We start from the raw sequence: 20,563 nt of genomic DNA, 5'->3' as shown, positions 1-20,563 counted from the left end.
AGATTGCAAGCCCCTGAAATGATAATAGTCACTGGGCAAGCTGACATAAAAATTAGTCGTACATACTACTAATTTTTACTAATTTCTCTGGGTTCAAAATGGTGATTTCACTACCATGCGTTGTAATAATGCCGTCTTCTTTAAATTCTGATAAAAAGCGAATGACAGTTTCTTTGGCAGTGCCAACAATCGATGAGAGATCTTCTCTCGAAATAGAGATCGAAAAGGGCGTTTTGCCTTCTTCTTGATAAGTACTTTTGAGTAATAATAATGCCTCTGCCAATCTCTCACGCACAGGTTTCATCGCCAAATGAATCAACTTATCTTGTGTATCTCCTAGAGCACGAGCAAGCATTTTCATTAAATCGGTCGAAACTTTTACGTTTTCATCTACCAACTTATTGAACTCTGTTGCAGGAATAAAACAAACCTCTGTTTCGTCCAAAGCAATAGCCGAAGCTGTATATTTAGTATTGTCTATCAGCGAACGATAACCCAAGGTATCTCCCTTTTTGGCAAGTCTAATAATCTGCTCTTTTCCGTCTGAGCCCATTCTACTTACCTTTACCTTACCGCCATATACGCAGAAAATACCCAGCGGTCTATTTCCTTCATGAAAGATAACCTGACCTTTTTTATAGGAGTTAAAGCATTTGCTTTCATTCAGTTCTTCCAACTCGTGAAGATGGCACTGCTTGAAGAGTGAACTATCTTTGAATTGGCAACTTTGACAATGTGGAGCTTGCGGTTTCATATATAACACTGATTAGATTGATAAATATCACTCTGCGAAGTTGCAAAAGGTCAGTATCGGAAAATATGAGTTTTATCAGTTTTTGACATCACCTTACTCATATTTACTTCAGAGGTCAAAGGCAAATTTTGGAAAAAATTGTAGAGGCCATGGAAACGCTTACTGACGAGGCTCTGGTGTGTTATCATTGTGGTAACGACTGCCCAGACACTCACATACATATCGAGGAGAAAAACTTTTGCTGCGAAGGTTGCAAAACTGTTTATGAAATACTTGACCAAAATAATCTTTGTAATTACTATGACATTGAAAAAATGTCAGGTAATAGTCCGCAAATGGCTCATTTTGAGTTTTTGGATAATACCGAGATTACCAATCAATTATTAGACTTTAGAAGTGACAAAATTGCCAAAATTAGCTTTTATATTCCTTCCATTCACTGTTCATCTTGTTTGTATCTCTTGGAGAATATGTACAAACTTCATACGGGTGTAAAGCAATCAAAAGTTGATTTTTTGAAAAAACAAGTGGCGATTACCTTCAATCCAGAAGAGCTCACATTACGCCAATTAGCCGAAATGTTGACTTCATTTGGCTACGAACCACTGATTAGTTTGAATGACGTGGTGAAGGAAAAAAACAAACCTTCTTACAAAAAACTATTGACGCAAATTGGTGTCGCAGGTTTTTGTGCAGGTAATATCATGTTGTTTAGTTTTCCAGAATATTTAGGCTTGGATGACATGATGTACAAAAAGCTTTTTGGATTTCTGAGTATGGCATTGTCAGTTCCCGTGGTGGCATATTCTGGTTCAGATTATTTTGTATCAGTGTATAAAAGTCTGAGAAAAGGGATTATCAATATCGACTTTCCGATTCTTCTCGGGATTTTGGTCGCATTTTTTAGAGGTACTTATGAGGTCATCTTTTTAAATGGAGCTGGTTATTTTGATTCTTTATCAGGCTTGATTTTCTTTTTATTGATTGGTAAATGGTTTCAGCAGAAAACGTATAGTTTTTTGTCGTTTGAAAGGGATTACAAATCCTATTTTCCTTTGGCTGTTATTCGATTGACTCAAGGAAAAGAAGAGCCCATCTCTTTGAATGCTTTGAAAAAAGGGGATAAAATTCTCGTAAGAAATGGCGAACTCATCCCTGCTGACTCATTTCTATACAAAGGCAATGCACAAATAGATTACAGTTTCGTAACAGGTGAATCTGCATTGGAAGCTAAAAAAGTAGGTGATTTCTTGTATGCAGGCGGTCGTCAGGTAGGGGAGACACTCGAAATGGAAGTATTGAAAGAGGTATCTCAAAGTTATTTGACCCAATTGTGGAATAATGATACTTTTCAAAAAAGCCAAGATTCTAAAATCAAAACTTTCTCTGATTTAGTAGGGAAATACTATACAATTTCAGTATTGACAATTGCTGCCTGTGTTTCTATCTATTGGTATTTCCACGAGCCTTCAAAAGTAATCAATGCCTTTACTGCTATTCTGATTGTAGTTTGTCCGTGTGTGTTGTCGTTGAGTTATCCTTTTGCTTTGGGAAATGGTTTGAGAATTTTGGGAAAACAGAATTTTTATCTCAAAAATGCTGACATTATCGAGGCTATGGCACAATGTGATACCATTGTTTTTGATAAAACAGGAACCTTAACAACCTCTGAAAGAAGTTTGCCAACTTTTCATAGTCAGCGACCTTTGAACCAGTTTGAGGAGATGTTGGTATCGTCTTTGGTAAGAAATTCGACACACCCGATTTCACAAAAAATCAAATACCTGTATCCTGAACCTACTTTTCTAGAAATAGAAAATTTTCAGGAAATCACTGGGCAAGGTTTGAAGGGATTGTATGAGAACCACCAAATCAAATTAGGTTCGTTTGACTTTGTGAATCCAGACGGGAAAAAACCTGAGAAAGGCTTTAATGCCAGTGTTGCCCATCTCAAAATCGACCATGAGTATATTGGCTATTACTCGTTACCAAATCATTATCGTGCCGATATAGAGAGCCAAATTCGAGAACTCAGTAAAACATACCATACCTATTTGTTATCAGGTGACAACGAAGCGGAGCGTAATCAATTGAAAAGCTGGTTCTCGGATGAAAACAACCTGAAGTTTAATTGTACCCCACAAGAAAAACTTGATTTTATCAAAAAACTACAAGCTCAAGGCAAAAAAGTAGTCATGGTGGGCGATGGACTCAACGACGCGGGAGCTTTGAAGCAATCTAATGTTGGGATAGCTATCACCGACGATACGCTCAACTTTACGCCATCAAGCGACGGTATTTTGGAGGCGAACTCTTTGCATAAGTTTACTGCTATTTTCAAGTACAGCAAATATGCCTTGCGTTTGATACAGTTCAGTTTTGTGGTATCGCTGATTTACAACTTTGTCGGTCTGACCTTTGCTGCCTCTGGTACTTTGCATCCTGTAGTAGCTGCAATACTGATGCCTATGAGCTCATCGACCATGGTGATTATTGCCTCTGTAGGGATGATTTTACGTGGTAAAAGTCAGTTTAAGTACTGATTTTTGTCAACTCTACAGATTAGATAGTCTATTAAATTTGTTCCAAATTCGTAATGGTTTGGCTAATGATAGTGTACGAATCGTTCATCGGAAAATTGCTTTTTTCCTTGTACCGTGTTGTGAGCATTGGCTCGCCTGCTGGCTTTCTGAGCGGTTTAACCTGTATTAGTCAAACATTTACCTAATCTATAAATCCCAATTACATGGCAATTTTAATTTTTTTTGTAGCACACTGGTATCTGTCATTATTCTCGCAGACATTCTTCTTGCACCGCTACGCGGCACACCAAATGTTTACGATGTCTAAGGGCTGGGAAAAATTTTTCTATGTTTTTACCTTAATTACCCAAGGTTCGTCTTTCTTGAGTCCAAAAGCTTACGGTATTATGCACCGCTTGCACCATGCTTATGCTGATACCGAAAATGATCCGCATTCACCAAGCTATTCAAGCAACTTGTTTGATATGATGTGGAAGACTAAGAAGATTTATAATGATGTATTGTACGATAGAGCTGACATTGACCCTAAATTCAAAAAGAATGTACCAAACTGGATGTTTTTAGAAAAGTTAGGTGACCAATGGTTGATGCGTATTTTCTGGGGTACACTTTACACATTGTTCTATATGAAATTTGCTACTTCTCCATGGGAATATGCTTTGTTGCCAATTCATTATTTGATGGGACCTGTGCATGGAGTAGTGATCAACTGGTTTGCACACAAATATGGATACATCAATTTCAAAGTAAACGATACAGCTAAAAACTTACTTCCATTTGATTTCTTGATGATGGGTGAGTCATATCATAACAATCACCACAAATTAGGTGGTCGTGCCAACTTCGGTGTAAAATGGCATGAGTTTGACCCAACGTATCCAGTGATTTTACTGTTGAATGCCTTACACATTATTAAGTTGAAGAAAAATAACGACTTGAATTATATGTAATATCAGGAGTGAAAGAATAGGCTTTAGTCAATAGACTTTTGTAGTGAATTGACTAAAGCCTATTCTTTGACCTGAAACAAAATATGCTAAATGTTTAAAGATATGGGGAAACAATTTGAAGCAAAGACCTTTACGCTCGGTGAGCAGATAACAGACGAGCAGCGTGCTTTTTTTAACGAATATGGATTTTTACATTTCAAAAACTTTTTGTCTAAAGATACTGTCAAATTGTTTTTGCAAGAAGCCCACAGAGTAGAGAAAGAGTGGATTGATAAAGGAATCGAAAAAATGAATGGTACGCCGCTGAAATTTGGTAAAGACCCAGCAGGCAATCCCATGATTCAGCGTATGTGTTTTCTTTCGACACATAGCGGTATATTACATCAATATTTGCAAGACCCACGTTTGAAGGCGCTTTTGACTTTGTTAGAACCCAACAATAATCGTATCGCGGAGGTAGAAAAGGATGGATTAGTGTTTAATCATTATATCAATCAAGACAATAGTAAATTCTCACAAATGGGTTGGCATACCGATAGCCCACGAGATTTATTTTTGGGACAAAAGATTTTGAAAATGCTCAATATTGGGACACATTTGGACGATTGTCCTTTTGAGAACGGTGGTTTGAGAGTACTGCCAGGCACACATAAATTGAGCAAAATGAAGGTTTTGTTTTTGAAAAAACAATTCATCGACCATAATCCAGACCCTAATGAAGTTGGTTTGGACATCGAAGCTGGAGACTTGACAGTACACGACGGTGACCTTTGGCATAGAGTGGAAGTTTGCCCTTTTACAGGCGAAAAATCACGTCGCCGTGTCATGTATTTTCCGATTATTCAAGGCAAATATGCCCCAAAAGACGAAAACAGTTCGACGCCATTTTATCACCGCTTGGCGAAGATTGTTCAACGATAATATTTACTGACACCAATCAATACAGTGATGAATTTCGGAGTAATTTAAAATTCATATCAATCCAATTTTGTTAATACTAAAGCACAAGGAAAACATCCATTGACCCGTTTTTAGGCAGTTTGTGGTGTTAGCTTTGTGCTTTTTTTCGAGACTTAGTTTGAAACCTAGTTCAAGACATAGTCTTGGACTATCCTATTGTTCAGTTTGTAAACTGAATAAAAAATGAGTCCAAGACAAAGTCTTGAACTAAGGGTAACATAGTCTTGAACTAGATTTATCAAATTATTGCTAGGAAAGGAAAGTATTTATGCCATTCAAAAAGAACTTTTTTAGCGATTTGAGTGTCAAAAGATTGACAGACAACCCCATATTTTAAGCTTTAAACAATGAATCCAGAACAACATATAGATACCAATACACAAACTCCCAGAGTGAAAAAGGCTTTGGAAGGACGTGAGGATGTCGAACTTCTTGTGAATACCTTTTATGATAAAGTACGAGATAATCAAATGCTCGGACATATCTTCGATCATGTAGCAAGAGTGAATTGGCAAAAGCATTTACCTAAAATGTACAATTTTTGGGAAATGATATTGTTTGGTACAGAAGGATACGATGGACATCCGTTACGTCCACATTTTGTAATTAATTCGGTGCATCAGCTTACAATCCCTCATTTTGAGCAATGGCTGAGTTTGTTTTTTCAAACCTTGGACGAACTATTTGAAGGCGAAAAAGCTGAAGAAGCCAAGCAAAGGGCCTATAATATAGCCAATGCATGGGCGCATAAGATTGATTACATGAATAAACTGAATGATTCTCCTACGATAGAAGTATCGCAATCATAGTCTTGATAATAAGAAACTTACCCCAAAAGGTGCAAGAATAACTCTTGTGCCTTTTTTTATGCTCCTCCTCAAACAAGCCTTTTTTACTGACTTTTGTCATAAAACAGACTAATAAATACGAGTAACCCCACTAACATTCCTCATAGCTGAACACAGCAGAAAGCCCCAATTTTGAAGCATAGAAACACAGAAAAACACAAAAAAATGCAAATCATCTTCATCATGATCGGAATCAGTTTGGTGATGGCACTTGTTTTTTTAGGTGCGTTTTTTTGGTCAATGAAAGACGGACAAAACGACGATTTACACACTCCCGCTATGCGTATTTTGTTGGACGACCAAAAAAGTACTCCGAAATAAACTAGAAATCAAACGTTGAGTCAGACTCAATCGACGTAGTAAAATGGGAGGGTAGAATCGCCAAAATTCGCTCTCAATCGCAATTGTTCTCGTAACCAATTTATAATCTAAAAATATGTCAGCTATCAGTACACACATCGAACGCTTTGAGTACGACAATAAGATTGTCCGAAACTTTGCCGTTGCGACGATTATTTGGGGGATTGTGGGCATGTTGGTGGGCGTTATTATCGCTTCTCAACTCTTCAAGCCTGAGCTTAATGTTACGCAATATGGTACATTCGGGCGTATTCGTCCTCTACACACCAATGCCGTTATTTTTGCTTTTGTAGGAAACGCTATTTTTATGGGTGTTTACTACTCCCTTCAACGCCTCTGTAAAGCCAGAATGTTTAGCGATTTTCTTTCGAAAATTCACTTTTGGGGATGGCAATTAATTATCGTAGCAGCAGCCATTACTCTTCCATTGGGTTTAACAAGTAGTAAAGAATATGCAGAGTTAGAATGGCCAATCGATATAGCTATCACTTTGATTTGGGTAGTGTTTGGTATTAATATGTTTGGTACTATTTTCAAACGTCGTGAACGCCACTTGTATGTAGCTATTTGGTTTTATATTGCTACATTTATTACCGTAGCAGTGTTGCACGTTGTGAACTCTTTCGAATTACCAGTTACAATTTTCAAAAGTTATTCTTTGTATGCTGGTGTTCAAGATGCTTTGGTTCAATGGTGGTATGGTCACAATGCAGTAGCATTTTTCTTGACAACTCCTTTCTTAGGATTGATGTACTACTACTTACCAAAAATGGCAAATCGTCCCGTATATTCTTATAAGTTATCGATTTTGCACTTCTGGGCTTTGATTTTTATCTATATCTGGGCTGGTCCTCACCACTTATTATACACTAGCTTACCAGACTGGGCACAATCATTAGGTACGGTATTCTCGATTATGTTGATTGCTCCATCTTGGGGTGGTATGATTAACGGTTTGTTGACCTTGCGTGGTGCTTGGGACAAAGTTCGTGAAGATGCCATCTTGAAATTTATGGTAGTTGGGGTAACTAGCTACGGTATGGCAACTTTCGAAGGACCTATGCTTTCGTTGAAAAACGTAAACGCTATTGCTCACTTCACTGACTGGATTGTAGCACACGTACACGTAGGTGCTTTGGGTTGGAATGGTTTCTTGAGCTTTGCAATTCTTTACTGGTTGCTTCCTCGTATTTACCATACAACGATTTACTCTAAAAAATTGATTAATGTACACTTCTGGTTGGGTACTTTAGGGATTATCTTCTATGCTGTACCAATGTATATTTCAGGTTTTACACAAGGTATGATGTGGAAAGACTTTACGCCAGAAGGAACTTTGAAATACGGTAACTTCCTTGAAACTACGCTACAAATTTTACCAATGCATGCTATGCGCGCCTTTGGTGGTTTGATTTACTTGACAGGTGCTATTTTGATGGCTTACAACTTATTCAAAACAATGGCGCAAGGTTCTTTGGAAGCAAACGAACCAGCCGAAGCTCCAGCTTTGGAAGTAGCTTACACTCCAACAGGAAGCGATACTTACTGGCACCGTTGGTTCGAACGTAAACCAATTCCATTATTGGTAGGTTCATTGGTAATGATTTTGGTTGGTACTGCCGTAGAATTGATTCCTACTTTCATGGTAAAATCTAACGTAGAAACGATTAGTGCTGTTCAGCCATATACTGCACTCGAATTAGAAGGTCGTGATTTGTATATCCGTGAAGGTTGTGTGAGTTGTCACAGTCAAATGGTTCGTCCGTTTAGAAGTGAAACAGAACGTTACGGTCAATATTCAAAAGCAGGAGAATTTGTATATGATCACCCATTCTTGTGGGGTTCAAAACGTACGGGTCCAGATTTGCACCGTGAAGGTGGTAAATATCCAGACTCTTGGCACTATCACCACATGCGTGAGCCAATTTCAATGTCGCCAGGTTCTATTATGCCTCCATACCCATGGTTGTTAGAACAAAAATTGAATACAACTGACATTGAGGCAAAAATGAAAGCGATGCAAAAATTGGGTGTGCCGTATGATGCTTACCAAATTCAAAAAGCACAAGAAGATTTGAAAACTCAAGCAGATGGTATCGCTGCCAATCTTGCGAAGGAAGGTGTGAAAGTTTCTTCAGATAAAGAAATCATTGCATTGATTGCTTACCTACAAAGAATAGGTACAGATATTAAGAAAACTGAAACTGCGGCAAACTAATCTAAGTGAAGAGTTTTGAGTGATGAGTTGTTAGGCATAAAATATTAATTGTAAGTGTTTTATATTTTTTAACTCACAACTCATCACTCAAAACTCGACACTCAAAATTCTCTTTAGCTGCCTTAAAAAATCTAAAGTCATGTTTAAGCAATTTATTGACAAAGTAGACGGCGCTGATGTATATATGATTACCTCGTTTCTCATATTTATGGCCTTCTTCGTTCTTGTAAGTATTTATTTGTTCATTATGGACAAAAGCTACTTGAACAAAATGCAAAACCTACCCCTTGAAGACAGTAACCAAAATGAGCTTCAAGATGTGATTTCTATTTGACAACTTTCTAATTGATAACCAATCCGATGAAGCGATTATCTATTTTAGCAATATTAAGTCTGGTCTCATTCTCGATGTTTGCGGCCGAAGAAGCCAAAAACACTTTTCTTCCAGGACTTAAATCAGGTCAAGAGCTTTTTGTAATTACCTTACTTGGCTTAATGACCATGATTTGTGCAGTGATTATTGTGGTTACGCTCAATCTTAACTCACAAATCAGAAATATTTTCAAACCGAAAACTGAAAGCTCTGAGTTTGAACAGGCGATGCAAAATCGTACTTTCTGGCAAAAATTCTGGAGCTTGAAACCAATCCAGTTTGAAAAAGACCAGATTATGGAGCACCAATACGATGGTATTGCTGAGCTTGACAACCCAACTCCTCCATGGTTTATGTACCTTTTCTACATCACGATTATCGTTGGTATTTTTTATTTGATTGGATACCACGTAATCGGAAATGGTAAAATCATGAACAATGAATATACCGAAGAAGTAACCATTGCTGAAAAAGCACGTGAAGAGTACATGAAAAAGTTTGCTAATTCGGTAAACGAAGACAATGTAAAAGTATTGACAGATGCCAAAGGTGTTGAGGATGGTAAAAAGATTTATACTCAAAACTGTGTAGCATGTCACGGGGCGAATGGTGAAGGTGTTGTTGGTCCAAACTTAACAGATGAATACTGGTTGCATGGTGGTACGCCAAAAGCTATTTTCCACACTATCAACGAGGGTGTTCCTGAAAAAGGGATGATTTCTTGGAAAAAAACATTGAATCCAATTCAAGTGCAACAAGTGTTGAGCTACATTGTGTCGATTCAAGGAACAAAGCCTGCTAATGCTAAAGCTCCTCAAGGAGATAAGGCTGAAGCTGCTGTTAGTATGAAGTAGTAGGGCTAACAGAAATGAATAGCCTTTAATGATAAAGTTATTACGATTCGGACGTTCGAGACTTATGGGTAGTGCATAAGCCTCGATGCGTTCGAATTGTTTTTTAAAGAAGATACATAGTAAGGTTACTAGCAAAACAATATTTGATTAAATAGAAATGTAAAATTCGGGATATTAGAAATTTACATTCAAAATTCACAACTCACAATTCAGCATTGGTATTTACTATTTCTAATTCACTTATGTGCTGAAATTTAACTCTTAAAATTATGAAACCTCCTAAAATTGATACCACCGAATTTCGTGATCATCTTTCTAATGTCACCGAAACAGGGAAACGTATTTGGATATATCCACGTATTGTGGTTGGCCAGTTGTACAAGCTTCGTACTTATTTTTCATGGCTTTTGTTGGGATTTCTTTTTGGAATACCATTTGTAGAAGTTAATGGTGGACCATTATTTCTCTTTAATGTAATTGAGCGAAAGTTTATCTTTTTTGGTGTAACCTTTTTTCCTCAGGACTTCCACCTAGTGGCTTTCGGCTTGCTTACTTTTATCGTTTTTATTATACTTTTTACCGTAATTTTTGGTCGTGTATGGTGCGGTTGGGCTTGTCCTCAAACCATTTTTATGGAAATGCTTTTCCGTAAAATCGAAAATTTTATTGAAGGTGACTACAGAGCACAACAACGCCTTGATGCACAGCCTTGGGATACTGAAAAGATAGTGAAGAAAACTTCGAAGCATGTTATTTTCTTCATTATCTCCTTCCTGATTGCTAATACATTTTTGGCCTATATCATCGGTAAAAGAGAGCTATTTTCTATCATTCTCGATAATCCGCTGAATCATATTTCTGGATTAGTGGCTATTGTCATTTTTACCTTTGTATTCTATTTTGTCTTTGCCAAATTCCGTGAATTGGTTTGTATCGTAGTTTGTCCTTACGGTCGCTTACAAGGGGTATTACTAGACAAAAAATCTATTATTGTAGCTTATGATTTTCTTCGTGGCGAACCTCGTGGCAAAAAGAAAAAGGTAGAAGAGCAACCCAATCCATTGGAAGAGCTAAAAGCATTGGCAAATCCTAACGCCAACAAAGGACATTGTGTAGATTGCAGTATTTGTGTGCAAGTATGTCCAACGGGTATCGATATTCGTAATGGTACTCAGCTTGAATGTATTGGCTGTACAGCTTGTATCGATGCTTGTGATGAGGTAATGGTAAAAACCAATCAGCCAACAGGCTTGATTCGTTATGCGTCATTAGATGGTATTGAGCAAGGAAAAAAATTGTCGTTTAATTTAAGGATAAAAGCCTACACAGGCGTATTAGTAGCTTTATTGGGGATTTTAGCATATATGTTGATAACCCGTAGCGACGTCGAAACAACACTTTTACGCACACCAGGCTTAACATATCAAGAGGAAAAAGGAAATGTTTCTAACTTGTACAATATTGAAATCTTGAACAAGACTATCAATGCTATGCCAGTTTCGTTGCGAGTGAAAGATTATCCTTCTGCTCAAATCAAACTAATCGGCAAACCTCTTCAACTCAATAAAAGCGATTTGACAAAAGGTTCTTTCTTTATTGTGATTCCTAAAAAAGAGTTGGAGTCTCCTTCGATCAAACTCAAAGTCGAGATTTTAAGCAACGGACAAGTAATAGATGAAGTAAAAACCTCCTTCCTTGGTCCGATGGAGTAGTTATATTTCTAATTTAGTGATTTACAATTGAGTGAATTAGTGATTTTATTTTACTTGTAGAAACGCAATGCTTTGCGTCTCAAACCGAGTTAGACATAGCATAGTAAGTCATCCCTAATTTTGACATTTAGGTTATTCTCTAAGTTTTCATCAAAAAAGCGGTCGGAAAATATTTTCCGATCGTTTTTTTGATTCTATTATGCTAGATATAACTTGGCTTAAGACGCAATCATTGGGTCTTAAGCTGCCAGAATACAAATTTTAAATTAATCACTCATTCATTCAATCACTAAATTAGGAATGACTCATGTTTGATACTATATTTCAACATGATACCTCTTTAGACGCAAAGCATTTTATCTCTACGAGTGAAAGGTAGGTTTAAAAAAATCACTCATTCACTCAATCTCCAATCACTAAATTAGAGATTTCTATCACCTTGTTTGTTTAGTTTTTAAAATAGAGTAAACCGCAATAGCTACCCAAACGACATTGACCAAAGCGGAAGGATAGGCTTTATGAGCAACCGTATTTACGATAAAAAACACCCCACCAATCATATTACTCCAAATATATAAGGGCTGGTCTGCACGCAGTTTTCCTTGAATATTAAGCGCATACGCACCTACAATCAACACTGAGCCAATCCAACCTAAGGCTTCTACTAGAATATCAGTCCACAACATTGTTTTTGATTTTTAATGAATCGGCAAAAATACTAAATCTAACACAGACCGACAAAATGGGAAGAGAAGGGTAATCTTTATCTATCCATTTACACGCTGTACACGGAAGTAGGTTATGCCAAAATTGAGAATTTGATTATACGGAATAAACAATTTGTCACAAAACAGATTGTATTCATGATGCTGGTTCTTTTTAAGGATATGGCTAAATTCTGTGTTATGTTTATCGATTACTTTTCTTTTTACCTTACCAAGTTCAATCAATTCGCAATGCCCGTCTTTATTGAGCTGATAATCCAATAAAAAACCAGAATACACAAAAAAGTCATTATCAATTTTGACACAAACATTCATGTAGGTCAATATCTCTTCCGTATCTTTCTTCAAGAACATTTTTCCTGAAAAAACATAGTGAAAAGCATTATCGAATTTTAGCACTAAAAAGCGTTCGTCAAGTCGTAACGACAGCACCAGCCTCTGAAGCAAACTACCCATAACGTAGCTAAAAAGTAACAAACAGGCATTGTAACTAAAAATTGGAATCAAATGCTTCTGTACTTTTGAAAGTACCACTTCGTCAGGATTTGATAGTAGCTTTGGTAACAAGCGAAAATCGACGTAAAGCGATGGATGAAATTTGTTAATGATCAATATACCAAGACATTGAATAACCATCCCAAATCCTAAGGTTGTAGCGATTTCGGCAAAATTACTGGCTCGTAAATGATAATTAGAAAGATGAATCGGAGAATAAGCTTTTCGGAAAAGTCCCCCAGGAAGAATAAAGAATAAAATAATCAGCGCAACGCCGTAGGTGATTCCTGACATAAATGCAGTTAAGGTTTACAGGAAAATCTGTAAAAGAGGTATTAAATTTCGGAAACTCGTTCAACACGGAAAGAGCCTTTCGTTCCAGAAATAGTAATGATATTTTCGCTATTTCTCTCACGGTCGATAGCCGTTAATAATTGCTCAGCCATGTTAGCATCAGACAAAATCAATTTTGAGTTTTTTCCCAAAACTGGATAGTCTGATTCTGCTGAACCAAATAAAAAAGCCATGATATTTTTAAGAAGAGCCATATTCAAGTAGTATTTAACATCATTCAAAATGGAATCTAAACAAATTTACATTCGTATTACTAATATAACTATTTTTTGAATAAAATATTTTGTAAAGGACAAGTAAGTTTGGAATTTTGAATGATGGATTTTGGTTGTATTCTATTGTAAATGAGATGGTTATCTTTGAGGACAACTGAGGTTCGACTTTTGCGAATGTAATAGGTTGATAACTAATGTTTTGCAATTGTTCCTTATAATTCTGCACTAACATTAAAAATAGATGGATGCTAATTACTTTGTGCGTGTTCACTTTTCACTTTGATTCTTAGCCTTTACCTTTGTTTTCTTATTTCTTACCGAGGACTACAACCAACCATGATTGAAAAAAAATTATTAGCATACTGGAAAACGTGTTTGGCGCAAGCCATGAAAGCCAATATTGATGTAGAAGTAAACGAAAAGCTTCGTTTTTCTGCCGAGGTTTGGCGCTTGGGAATGATTGATGAACAAGTATGCGAAACATTTTTTCAGGAACAAGAAAAAAAGCGTAACTACGAAAAAGGCATTCGCTCAGACAAAGATCCTAAATGGGAACGTCCCGAGGCGCTACAGCTACTAGTTTCGCCCAGCTATCTCGAACCTCAGCGAGAGGAGCATCTGTTTTTTACACCAAAACCTATTTATCCTTTTTGGTTTCCGATTTTGCTTCACCGAGGAGGTCATTTTTCGATAGTTGACGAATACTATCCAATTGTTCCTCGCGAATGGATGAGTCCTGTGGGGAATGAAGATACCGATTTTGTTTTCTGTCAATTAGACTCGCTTGAAGAGCTGTTGTCGAATGATAGGAATACTTTTTTACGTTGGGAAAATTATGTTGAATACCTCGAAGAAAGCTTTTTCACTTTGCGAGGACAAGCCATAGATGAGTTTTCGGAAGATGATTATCGTGTGGTTTACGAAACTACGATAGTCGTTCCCGAAAAAGATATGCAGGCGGGTGCAGCCATTGTATCCTTGTACGAACATCTCGAAAATGCCAAGCAATTACCTTCCTTATTGAAGGATATGATTGGTTTGAAGGAACAAAAAAACTTCACTTCACCCGTGGTAGTTTCACAGTGGTTGGAAACCCATTTACAACATTTGGGACAAATGGGCGGTGCTTTTCCTTTAAGTATTTCTCAACGAAATGCCTTGGCAACGCTCAGTCAAGAACGAAAGTCAAGGGTGTTTGCCGTGAATGGTCCTCCAGGAACAGGTAAGACAACATTAATCCAGAGCATTGTTGCTAATCAAATGGTTCAAACTGCCATTCAAGGTCAAGACCCTGCTATATTGTTGGCGTGTTCTGCCAATAATCAAGCCGTACTAAATATCATTGAAAGTTTTAAACCTGTTCGTGCTGAGCGATTTCAAGATTTACAAGAGCGTTGGTTGCCTGATTTAGAAGGATATGCTACGTACTTGCCTGCAAGAAATAAAAACGAAAAAGAACTCGTCAATATCAATTATATGAAATTGGACGACTCTGGGCTATTTGCTCGTCTGGAAGAAGAAGCTTATGTCGAAAAGGCTGAAAGGTATTTTTTAAACATGGTCGAGCGATATACCCACAAGCGTACAGATGATATATCGGAAGCTTACTTTTGGTTGCAAACTGAGATTAAAAGCCTTCAAAAGTCCCTAGAAGAAGGACGGATTTTATGGAAAATAGTTTGCGAAAAAATGGCAGAATTTACCCAACGTTCGATAGACCCGAAACATTGGGCTGATTTAGAAGAAAATCAGGATTTTTGGGTGGCCATTGAGAGTAGTATCGAAGACCAACTGTATCATATTCAGGCTACTGCCAGACCGATGATTCGACAAACGGTTCTGAATTTAGAACCACTAAAAGATACGTCCAGAAGTCGTTTGAAAAGTTTTTTTGAAACAAAATTGAAGTTGATTCAAGAAGTCATAAAAGCTTGGGCTGTATGGGAAAAATGGAAGCGTCAGTACGGAATTTTCTCTAACCCTTGTACGGATGAGGAAAAAGTTTGGGAAAAGGATTTTTTGAAGCTACGACAGTTTAATAGTCGTAACCAATATTTTTTTGACGAAGTAGATACCCAAATTAGATATAAAGCCTTTTTGCTGGCAATCCATTATTGGGAGGGACGTTGGCTAGAAGCTATTACAGATCAACTCAAAAATGAGTCGCCCAATAAGGGTTTGGCAGGTCGCAAACTCATGTGGCGCACTCGTGCTATGTTGACACCATGTTTTGTGAGTACCTTTTTTATGGCGCCTCGTTTTTTCTCGTATCTCAAATTTGCAGGAGAAAATGTAGACGGAACTAAAAAATGGGAAACCCCTCCGATGTTAGAGTTTGTTGATTTTCTGATAGTTGACGAGGCTGGTCAGGTAAGTCCAGAGGTAGGACTAGCAAGCTTTGGTTTGGCAAAGCAGGCGGTAATTGTTGGCGATATTCAGCAGATTGAGCCTGTTTGGAATACCATTTTTAAAATAGACTTAGGAAACTTACTGAAAAACGAATTGATTGAAAATGAGCAAGATGCGTTTTTGAGTAAACTACAAGAAAAAGGTTTTACCGCCTCAAGTGGCTCGATTATGAAAATGGCCTTGGAAGCGACAGACGTTTTTGACCCGATTAGTGCGCAAAAAGGAATTATGTTGTTGGAGCACCGTCGTTGCCATCCTGCCATCATTAGCTATTGCAACGATTTGGCTTACAAAGGGCTTTTGAAGCTCATGAAACTATCGGATGCCTCCCAACAAATTTTTCCTCCAATGGTATTACTCGACCAACCAAGTAGTTCGACTGTAAGAAATAAAGAAAGATTTAATGAAGAAGAAGCAGATGAAATTTGTCGATGGTTATTGACCAACAAAAGTACCATAGAAAGGCATTATACCGAAAAAGCAAAGCAGTATAAGCGCATCGAAGAGTTGGTTGGAATTATAACACCATTTAGAGGTCAACGAAAAATTTTATACAAAAAACTAAAAAAAATAGGGATAGATACTCACCTAATGAAAATAGGCACGGTTCATGCTTTACAAGGAGCAGAGAGAGAAATTATTGTTTTTTCTCCCGTGTATGCCCAAGATGATGCGGAGGTATTCTTTTTTGATAGGAAAAACCGACCAAATATGCTAAATGTAGCTGTGTCAAGGGCTAAGAGTAGTTTTGTAGTGATAGGGAATGCTGGGGTTTTTCAGAAAAATCCGACTTCACCCTCAGGAAAACTCTATCAGTATCTTTCCAAAATTTAACTTTTTTGCTTTGCTTATAGCGGATTGGTTATGAAGTGAAACCCGAATTATGTTGAACTTTGGAATGAAATTTTTGCGTTAATTTATGGAGTGTGACTAATTTTTCGAGAGACCTTACGTTTGAAAAATTATGGCACTCCTCTTCAGAAGAAAATATTGTTAACTAAATGCGTCCAAACGGGTAGTTTTTTCGTAAATAAGATTTTGGCAAGATTTCGTACTATCATAACCACTAATTCCCCGATACGAAACTTCCTAAAGGGCTATCACAGAGCCGAATTTTGTTAACCAGTACACTTCTGCTTCAAATCTATATGAATCAATTCAATCAACATAACGACACACATCTTACCACAACTTCAGGGTTTTCAGAGTTTGTTTATGAGTTTTTTATTAAAGATTTATGGACTTGCTCAATTAATAACCTTGAGAGTTTTTGGTTTGCTCCCCAATTAGTAAAGTTTTTGGGCTATGAAAGTGTGCAAAATTTGGCTCATCATCCCGAAGCATTTCACCCCGAAGATAAAGAAGAATGTATTGCCTCGTTGAAGCATTTTACACAAATGCATCAGCCTGTGTTAGTCTTAGAGTTCAGAGCCAAACACTTTTTTGGTGATTTGATATGGATACGAGCAAAGTGTGGCTTGAGTGATGATGAAAAGGAAATGATGGTTCATTTTGAAAATATCACTTCCCTCAAAATTCAACAAAAAATTCAAAATAACTTAGTGCTTACAAGCCAGTGGGGAAACAACGAGGGACAGCTACAATTATCTAAAGAAATCGTTGCCAAAAGTAGTCAGATGGCTAATATTGGTGCTTGGCAAATAGAGTTGCCAAGGTATCAGATAAAGTGGACCAAAGAGGCTAGAGAAATATTGGAAGTCCCTGTTGACTTTGATTTAGATGTAGAAGGAAGTTTAAGCTTTTATAAAGACCCACAAAGCAAATCTGTTTTATTCGAAGCATTCAAGTCGACCGTCGAAACAGGTATTCCGTTTGACATAGAGCTGCAAATCGAAACTTTTACTAGTAAGAAAAAATGGATTCGTATCATTGGTGAGGGAGAATTTGAGGGTAAAAAATGTAAAAGACTTTACGGTACTTTTAAGGATATCACGAAAGAAAAAGAGAACGAAGTAGAAATAAAAAATACCAACAAACTCTTCAAAAAACTTTCTAACCAAGTGCCTGGAGGTTTGTATCAGTTGAAACGATACCTCGATGGGCGTATGACAATTGTGTACTGTTCGGAGTCGTTGTTTGATTTGTTTGAAACTACCGTAAAATACAAAGAAACAAGCTATGTGGAGGCGTTTTCGAGAATTCACAATAAGGATTTAACAGGATTATTAGCCACTATTGAAGAGTCTTATCAAACTTTACAAGTAAAATCTATTGATTTTCGTTTGGTTTTACCACAAAAAGGAAAAATTTGGGTTCGTAGCGAGTCTACTCCAGAGCGTGTGGAAGATGGCGTAATTTGGCATGGTTACTTACACGATATTACCAAACAAAAAGAAGCAGAATTAGAAATTGTTCGTTCAGAAGCAAAGTTTCGAGCGCTGTATGATTCTACCAGCGATGCGGTTTTGGTACTTTCTCAGTATAAATGCCTTGATTGTAATCCTGCCGCAATTCGACTTTTTGGGGCTAAATCTAAAGAATCTCTTTGTCAAAAATCGGCTCTTGACTTATCTGCCTCATTTCAAAAGGATACAGAGAATATTGCGGATACGTTAAATGAACATGTATTACAGTGTCTGCAAAATCAAAGTCATCAGTTTGAATGGATTTGTCAAAAACAAGAAACTAACGAAACCTTTTTGGCAGAAGTATTTTTGTCAAAACTTAATATTGAAGGCGAACAGTTGATTCAAGCAGTTGTGCGGGATATTACCTCACGTAAGCAAATAGAGCAACAATTACATAATGCCAGAGAGCACGCTGAGGCAGCCAGTAGAGCCAAATCAGAATTTTTGGCAAACATGAGTCACGAAATTCGCACTCCTCTGAACGGTGTGATTGGGTTTACGGATTTGTTGATTAGGACGGGTTTGAATGAAATGCAAAAGCAATATGTGTCAACGATTCACCATTCGGCACATTCTCTTTTGGATGTAATCAATGATATTCTTGATTTTTCAAAAATAGAGGCTGGCAAACTTGAACTTTCGTATGAACAAATAGATGTCTTCGAATTAGGAAGTCAAGTGGTGGATTTGGTAAGTTATCAAGCGCATCAAAAAAACTTGGAGGTATTGCTACGTATTTCGCCAGCTATTCCGAGGTATTTGCAGGCAGATGCCGTACGATTAAGACAAATTTTGGTGAATCTTTTGGGCAATGCGGTCAAATTTACGCATCATGGCGAAATAGAGTTGAAGGTGGAGCTTGTAGAGGCCATAGATCTAAATCACAACATATTAAGGTTTGCTGTGCGAGATACAGGCATTGGTATTGCACCTAAAAATATTGTGAAAATTTTTGAAGCTTTTTCTCAAGAAGATGCTTCTGTGACAAGACGATTTGGTGGAACAGGTCTTGGATTGACTATATCTAATAAACTGTTGTCGTTGATGAACAGTCAGCTACAATTAGAAAGTGAGTTGGATAAAGGGAGTACGTTTTTCTTCGATGTCGAGTTCGAAAGTCATGAGGATGAGGATATTGCCTTTGATTTACAAGGAACTTTTTCTCATGTCTTGGTCGTTGATGATAATAGCAGTAACCGTGCAATTTTGGAGGAGATGTTGGGTATTTCTGGTATTTATGCTAAATCTGTAGAATCTGGAACCAAAGCTATTCAGTTCTTACAAGAAAGACCAGAAGATGCTGAGCTGATTATTATGGATTATCACATGCCCGAGGTTGATGGCTTAGAAACAATCCGAATTATTCGAGAAGAGTTACGCTTGGATATACCAATTATGCTTTTGCATAGCTCGTCAGACGACGATGTAGTGATAAAAACTTGTGAGTTGCTCGATGTTGCCAAAAGAATGGTGAAACCTATTACCATTCATAAGCTATATGAGGCAATACTTCAAATAAGTGGACGTTCTAAAGACAACAGCATTAACTTTGATAGAGTCAGTGGTGACAATAATCTGATGAAATCAGGGGATTACACCATTCTGATTGCGGAAGATAATAATGTGAATATGTTTTTGGCACTTACAGTCTTGAAGGCCGTGTTGCCAGAAGCTCGTATTGTAACTGCCGAAAATGGTCGGGAAGCTGTAGACATGTATGAAAAACACGCTCCCAATTTGATATTAATGGATATTCAGATGCCAGAATTGAATGGCTATGAAGCTACCCAAATTATCCGAAGCAAAGAATTTATTAAACACACACCAATCGTTGCGCTCACAGCAGGTACAGTAAAAGGCGAGCAAACCCGATGCTTAGAGGCTGGTATGGACGATTATATAATGAAGCCATTTGTGAGGGATACCCTCGAACGAGCGCTTAATAAATGGCTCAAGATAGAACAGAACATGAATAATCCAATTGAAACAGCCTTGCTTAGTTCGATTGACACTCAACATTTAGATTTTGCCGATTTGTCTAAAAGAATGGGAGACGACCCTGAGCTTGCTAAAGAAGTACTAGAAATGGTACTGATGCAGTTTGAGACTATTACGGGGCAATTCCAAACTTTAATTGATGAAGAAAACCTAATTGCGCTCAACAAACTAGGTCATAAAATGAAAGGAACCGCTCTATCGGCAGGTATGCGAGAGTTAGGAGTGAGAGCTGGGAAAATAGAAAAACTAAAAGTATTTAATCAGGAAGAATTCAAGAGTCTTTTAGATGAATTTGATGCTGAAATAGAAATAATAAAGCCACTCATTTATCAGATTCTCAACAGCTAAAATAGCATTTTGTCATAAGGCTATCTCTGAAAAGGGATAGCCTTTTTTATTTGCGGTGTGTGGTCGATGAATTTTTGT

Annotated in this window: 15 protein-coding genes; 11 read left to right on the top strand and 4 right to left on the bottom strand. The window is 37.4% G+C overall.

Annotation, left to right across the window (positions count from 1 at the left end):
* Positions 1–52 precede the first annotated feature (52 nt).
* The gene (locus GVN22_RS15125; protein WP_166551846.1) at positions 53–754 is read right to left on the bottom strand and encodes a Crp/Fnr family transcriptional regulator; all 702 of its coding nucleotides are present in this window, start codon (positions 752–754) and stop codon (positions 53–55) included.
* 149 nt (positions 755–903) lie between these two features.
* On the opposite strand from GVN22_RS15125, the gene GVN22_RS15120 reads away from it, so the two are divergent.
* The 9 genes from GVN22_RS15120 (at position 904) to ccoG (ending at position 11,572) form a co-directional block, all read left to right on the top strand.
* On the top strand, positions 904–3,297 hold the full coding sequence (locus tag GVN22_RS15120; protein ID WP_166551845.1) for a heavy metal translocating P-type ATPase metal-binding domain-containing protein: 2,394 nt from the start codon (positions 904–906) through the stop codon (positions 3,295–3,297).
* 203 nt (positions 3,298–3,500) lie between these two features.
* A complete protein-coding gene (locus GVN22_RS15115; protein ID WP_166551844.1) occupies positions 3,501–4,247 on the top strand; it encodes an acyl-CoA desaturase in 747 nt (248 codons plus the stop codon).
* 102 nt (positions 4,248–4,349) lie between these two features.
* Entirely contained in the window at positions 4,350–5,168 is an 819-nt protein-coding gene (locus GVN22_RS15110) for a phytanoyl-CoA dioxygenase family protein (RefSeq protein ID WP_205690912.1), read from the top strand.
* A 386-nt stretch (positions 5,169–5,554) separates the two neighbouring features.
* Positions 5,555–6,016, top strand: a complete 462-nt coding sequence (locus GVN22_RS15105) for a group III truncated hemoglobin (RefSeq protein ID WP_166551842.1) — start codon at positions 5,555–5,557, stop codon at positions 6,014–6,016.
* Positions 6,017–6,220: 204 nt separating this feature from the next.
* The gene (gene ccoS / locus GVN22_RS15100) at positions 6,221–6,376 is read left to right on the top strand and encodes a cbb3-type cytochrome oxidase assembly protein CcoS (RefSeq protein ID WP_166551841.1); all 156 of its coding nucleotides are present in this window, start codon (positions 6,221–6,223) and stop codon (positions 6,374–6,376) included.
* Between the two features lie 115 nt (positions 6,377–6,491).
* Positions 6,492–8,633: a cytochrome-c oxidase, cbb3-type subunit I gene (gene ccoN, locus GVN22_RS15095; protein WP_166551840.1), complete on the top strand. Its 2,142-nt coding sequence runs from the start codon at positions 6,492–6,494 to the stop codon at positions 8,631–8,633.
* A 139-nt stretch (positions 8,634–8,772) separates the two neighbouring features.
* Positions 8,773–8,967 carry a hypothetical protein gene (locus GVN22_RS15090; RefSeq protein WP_095167122.1) on the top strand — a complete coding sequence of 65 codons (195 nt, stop codon included), beginning with the start codon at positions 8,773–8,775 and terminating at the stop codon, positions 8,965–8,967.
* Positions 8,968–8,993: 26 nt separating this feature from the next.
* A complete protein-coding gene (locus GVN22_RS15085) occupies positions 8,994–9,860 on the top strand; it encodes a cbb3-type cytochrome c oxidase N-terminal domain-containing protein (RefSeq protein WP_205690911.1) in 867 nt (288 codons plus the stop codon).
* Positions 9,861–10,129: 269 nt separating this feature from the next.
* A complete protein-coding gene (ccoG, locus tag GVN22_RS15080) occupies positions 10,130–11,572 on the top strand; it encodes a cytochrome c oxidase accessory protein CcoG (RefSeq protein ID WP_166551839.1) in 1,443 nt (480 codons plus the stop codon).
* Positions 11,573–12,006: 434 nt separating this feature from the next.
* On the opposite strand, the gene GVN22_RS15075 is transcribed toward ccoG, so the two are convergent.
* From GVN22_RS15075 to GVN22_RS15065, 3 genes are all read right to left on the bottom strand, one after another.
* A complete protein-coding gene (locus GVN22_RS15075; protein ID WP_166551838.1) occupies positions 12,007–12,258 on the bottom strand; it encodes a hypothetical protein in 252 nt (83 codons plus the stop codon).
* A gap of 81 nt (positions 12,259–12,339) precedes the next feature.
* Positions 12,340–13,086, bottom strand: coding sequence for a hypothetical protein (locus GVN22_RS15070; protein WP_166551837.1), 747 nt, complete (start codon positions 13,084–13,086; stop codon positions 12,340–12,342).
* 41 nt (positions 13,087–13,127) lie between these two features.
* Positions 13,128–13,340 (bottom strand): hypothetical protein, encoded by a 213-nt coding sequence (locus tag GVN22_RS15065; protein ID WP_166551836.1) that lies wholly within the window; start codon positions 13,338–13,340, stop codon positions 13,128–13,130.
* Between the two features lie 357 nt (positions 13,341–13,697).
* On the opposite strand from GVN22_RS15065, the gene GVN22_RS15060 reads away from it, so the two are divergent.
* The gene (locus GVN22_RS15060; protein ID WP_166551835.1) at positions 13,698–16,604 is read left to right on the top strand and encodes a DEAD/DEAH box helicase; all 2,907 of its coding nucleotides are present in this window, start codon (positions 13,698–13,700) and stop codon (positions 16,602–16,604) included.
* A gap of 314 nt (positions 16,605–16,918) precedes the next feature.
* Positions 16,919–20,485, top strand: a complete 3,567-nt coding sequence (locus GVN22_RS15055) for a response regulator (protein WP_166551834.1) — start codon at positions 16,919–16,921, stop codon at positions 20,483–20,485.
* Positions 20,486–20,563 lie beyond the last annotated feature (78 nt).

It is taken from the genome of Cellulophaga sp. BC115SP (assembly GCF_009905545.1).
Lineage (GTDB): Bacteria > Bacteroidota > Bacteroidia > Cytophagales > Spirosomataceae > Flectobacillus > Flectobacillus rivi.
The sequence above is the reverse complement of the archived record's forward strand: the minus strand, read 5'-3'. Positions and strand labels throughout refer to the sequence as shown.

Bases quoted from the DNA above. Each gene is read 5' to 3' on its own strand.
- GVN22_RS15125 (WP_166551846.1), bottom strand. From the start codon at position 754: ATGAAACCGCAAGCTCCACATTGTCAAAGTTGCCAATTCAAAGATAGT.
- GVN22_RS15120 (WP_166551845.1), top strand. From the start codon at position 904: ATGGAAACGCTTACTGACGAGGCTCTGGTGTGTTATCATTGTGGTAAC.
- GVN22_RS15115 (WP_166551844.1), top strand. From the start codon at position 3,501: ATGGCAATTTTAATTTTTTTTGTAGCACACTGGTATCTGTCATTATTC.
- GVN22_RS15110 (WP_205690912.1), top strand. From the start codon at position 4,350: ATGGGGAAACAATTTGAAGCAAAGACCTTTACGCTCGGTGAGCAGATA.
- GVN22_RS15105 (WP_166551842.1), top strand. From the start codon at position 5,555: ATGAATCCAGAACAACATATAGATACCAATACACAAACTCCCAGAGTG.
- ccoS (WP_166551841.1), top strand. From the start codon at position 6,221: ATGCAAATCATCTTCATCATGATCGGAATCAGTTTGGTGATGGCACTT.
- ccoN (WP_166551840.1), top strand. From the start codon at position 6,492: ATGTCAGCTATCAGTACACACATCGAACGCTTTGAGTACGACAATAAG.
- GVN22_RS15090 (WP_095167122.1), top strand. From the start codon at position 8,773: ATGTTTAAGCAATTTATTGACAAAGTAGACGGCGCTGATGTATATATG.
- GVN22_RS15085 (WP_205690911.1), top strand. From the start codon at position 8,994: ATGAAGCGATTATCTATTTTAGCAATATTAAGTCTGGTCTCATTCTCG.
- ccoG (WP_166551839.1), top strand. From the start codon at position 10,130: ATGAAACCTCCTAAAATTGATACCACCGAATTTCGTGATCATCTTTCT.
- GVN22_RS15075 (WP_166551838.1), bottom strand. From the start codon at position 12,258: ATGTTGTGGACTGATATTCTAGTAGAAGCCTTAGGTTGGATTGGCTCA.
- GVN22_RS15070 (WP_166551837.1), bottom strand. From the start codon at position 13,086: ATGTCAGGAATCACCTACGGCGTTGCGCTGATTATTTTATTCTTTATT.
- GVN22_RS15065 (WP_166551836.1), bottom strand. From the start codon at position 13,340: ATGGCTCTTCTTAAAAATATCATGGCTTTTTTATTTGGTTCAGCAGAA.
- GVN22_RS15060 (WP_166551835.1), top strand. From the start codon at position 13,698: ATGATTGAAAAAAAATTATTAGCATACTGGAAAACGTGTTTGGCGCAA.
- GVN22_RS15055 (WP_166551834.1), top strand. From the start codon at position 16,919: ATGAATCAATTCAATCAACATAACGACACACATCTTACCACAACTTCA.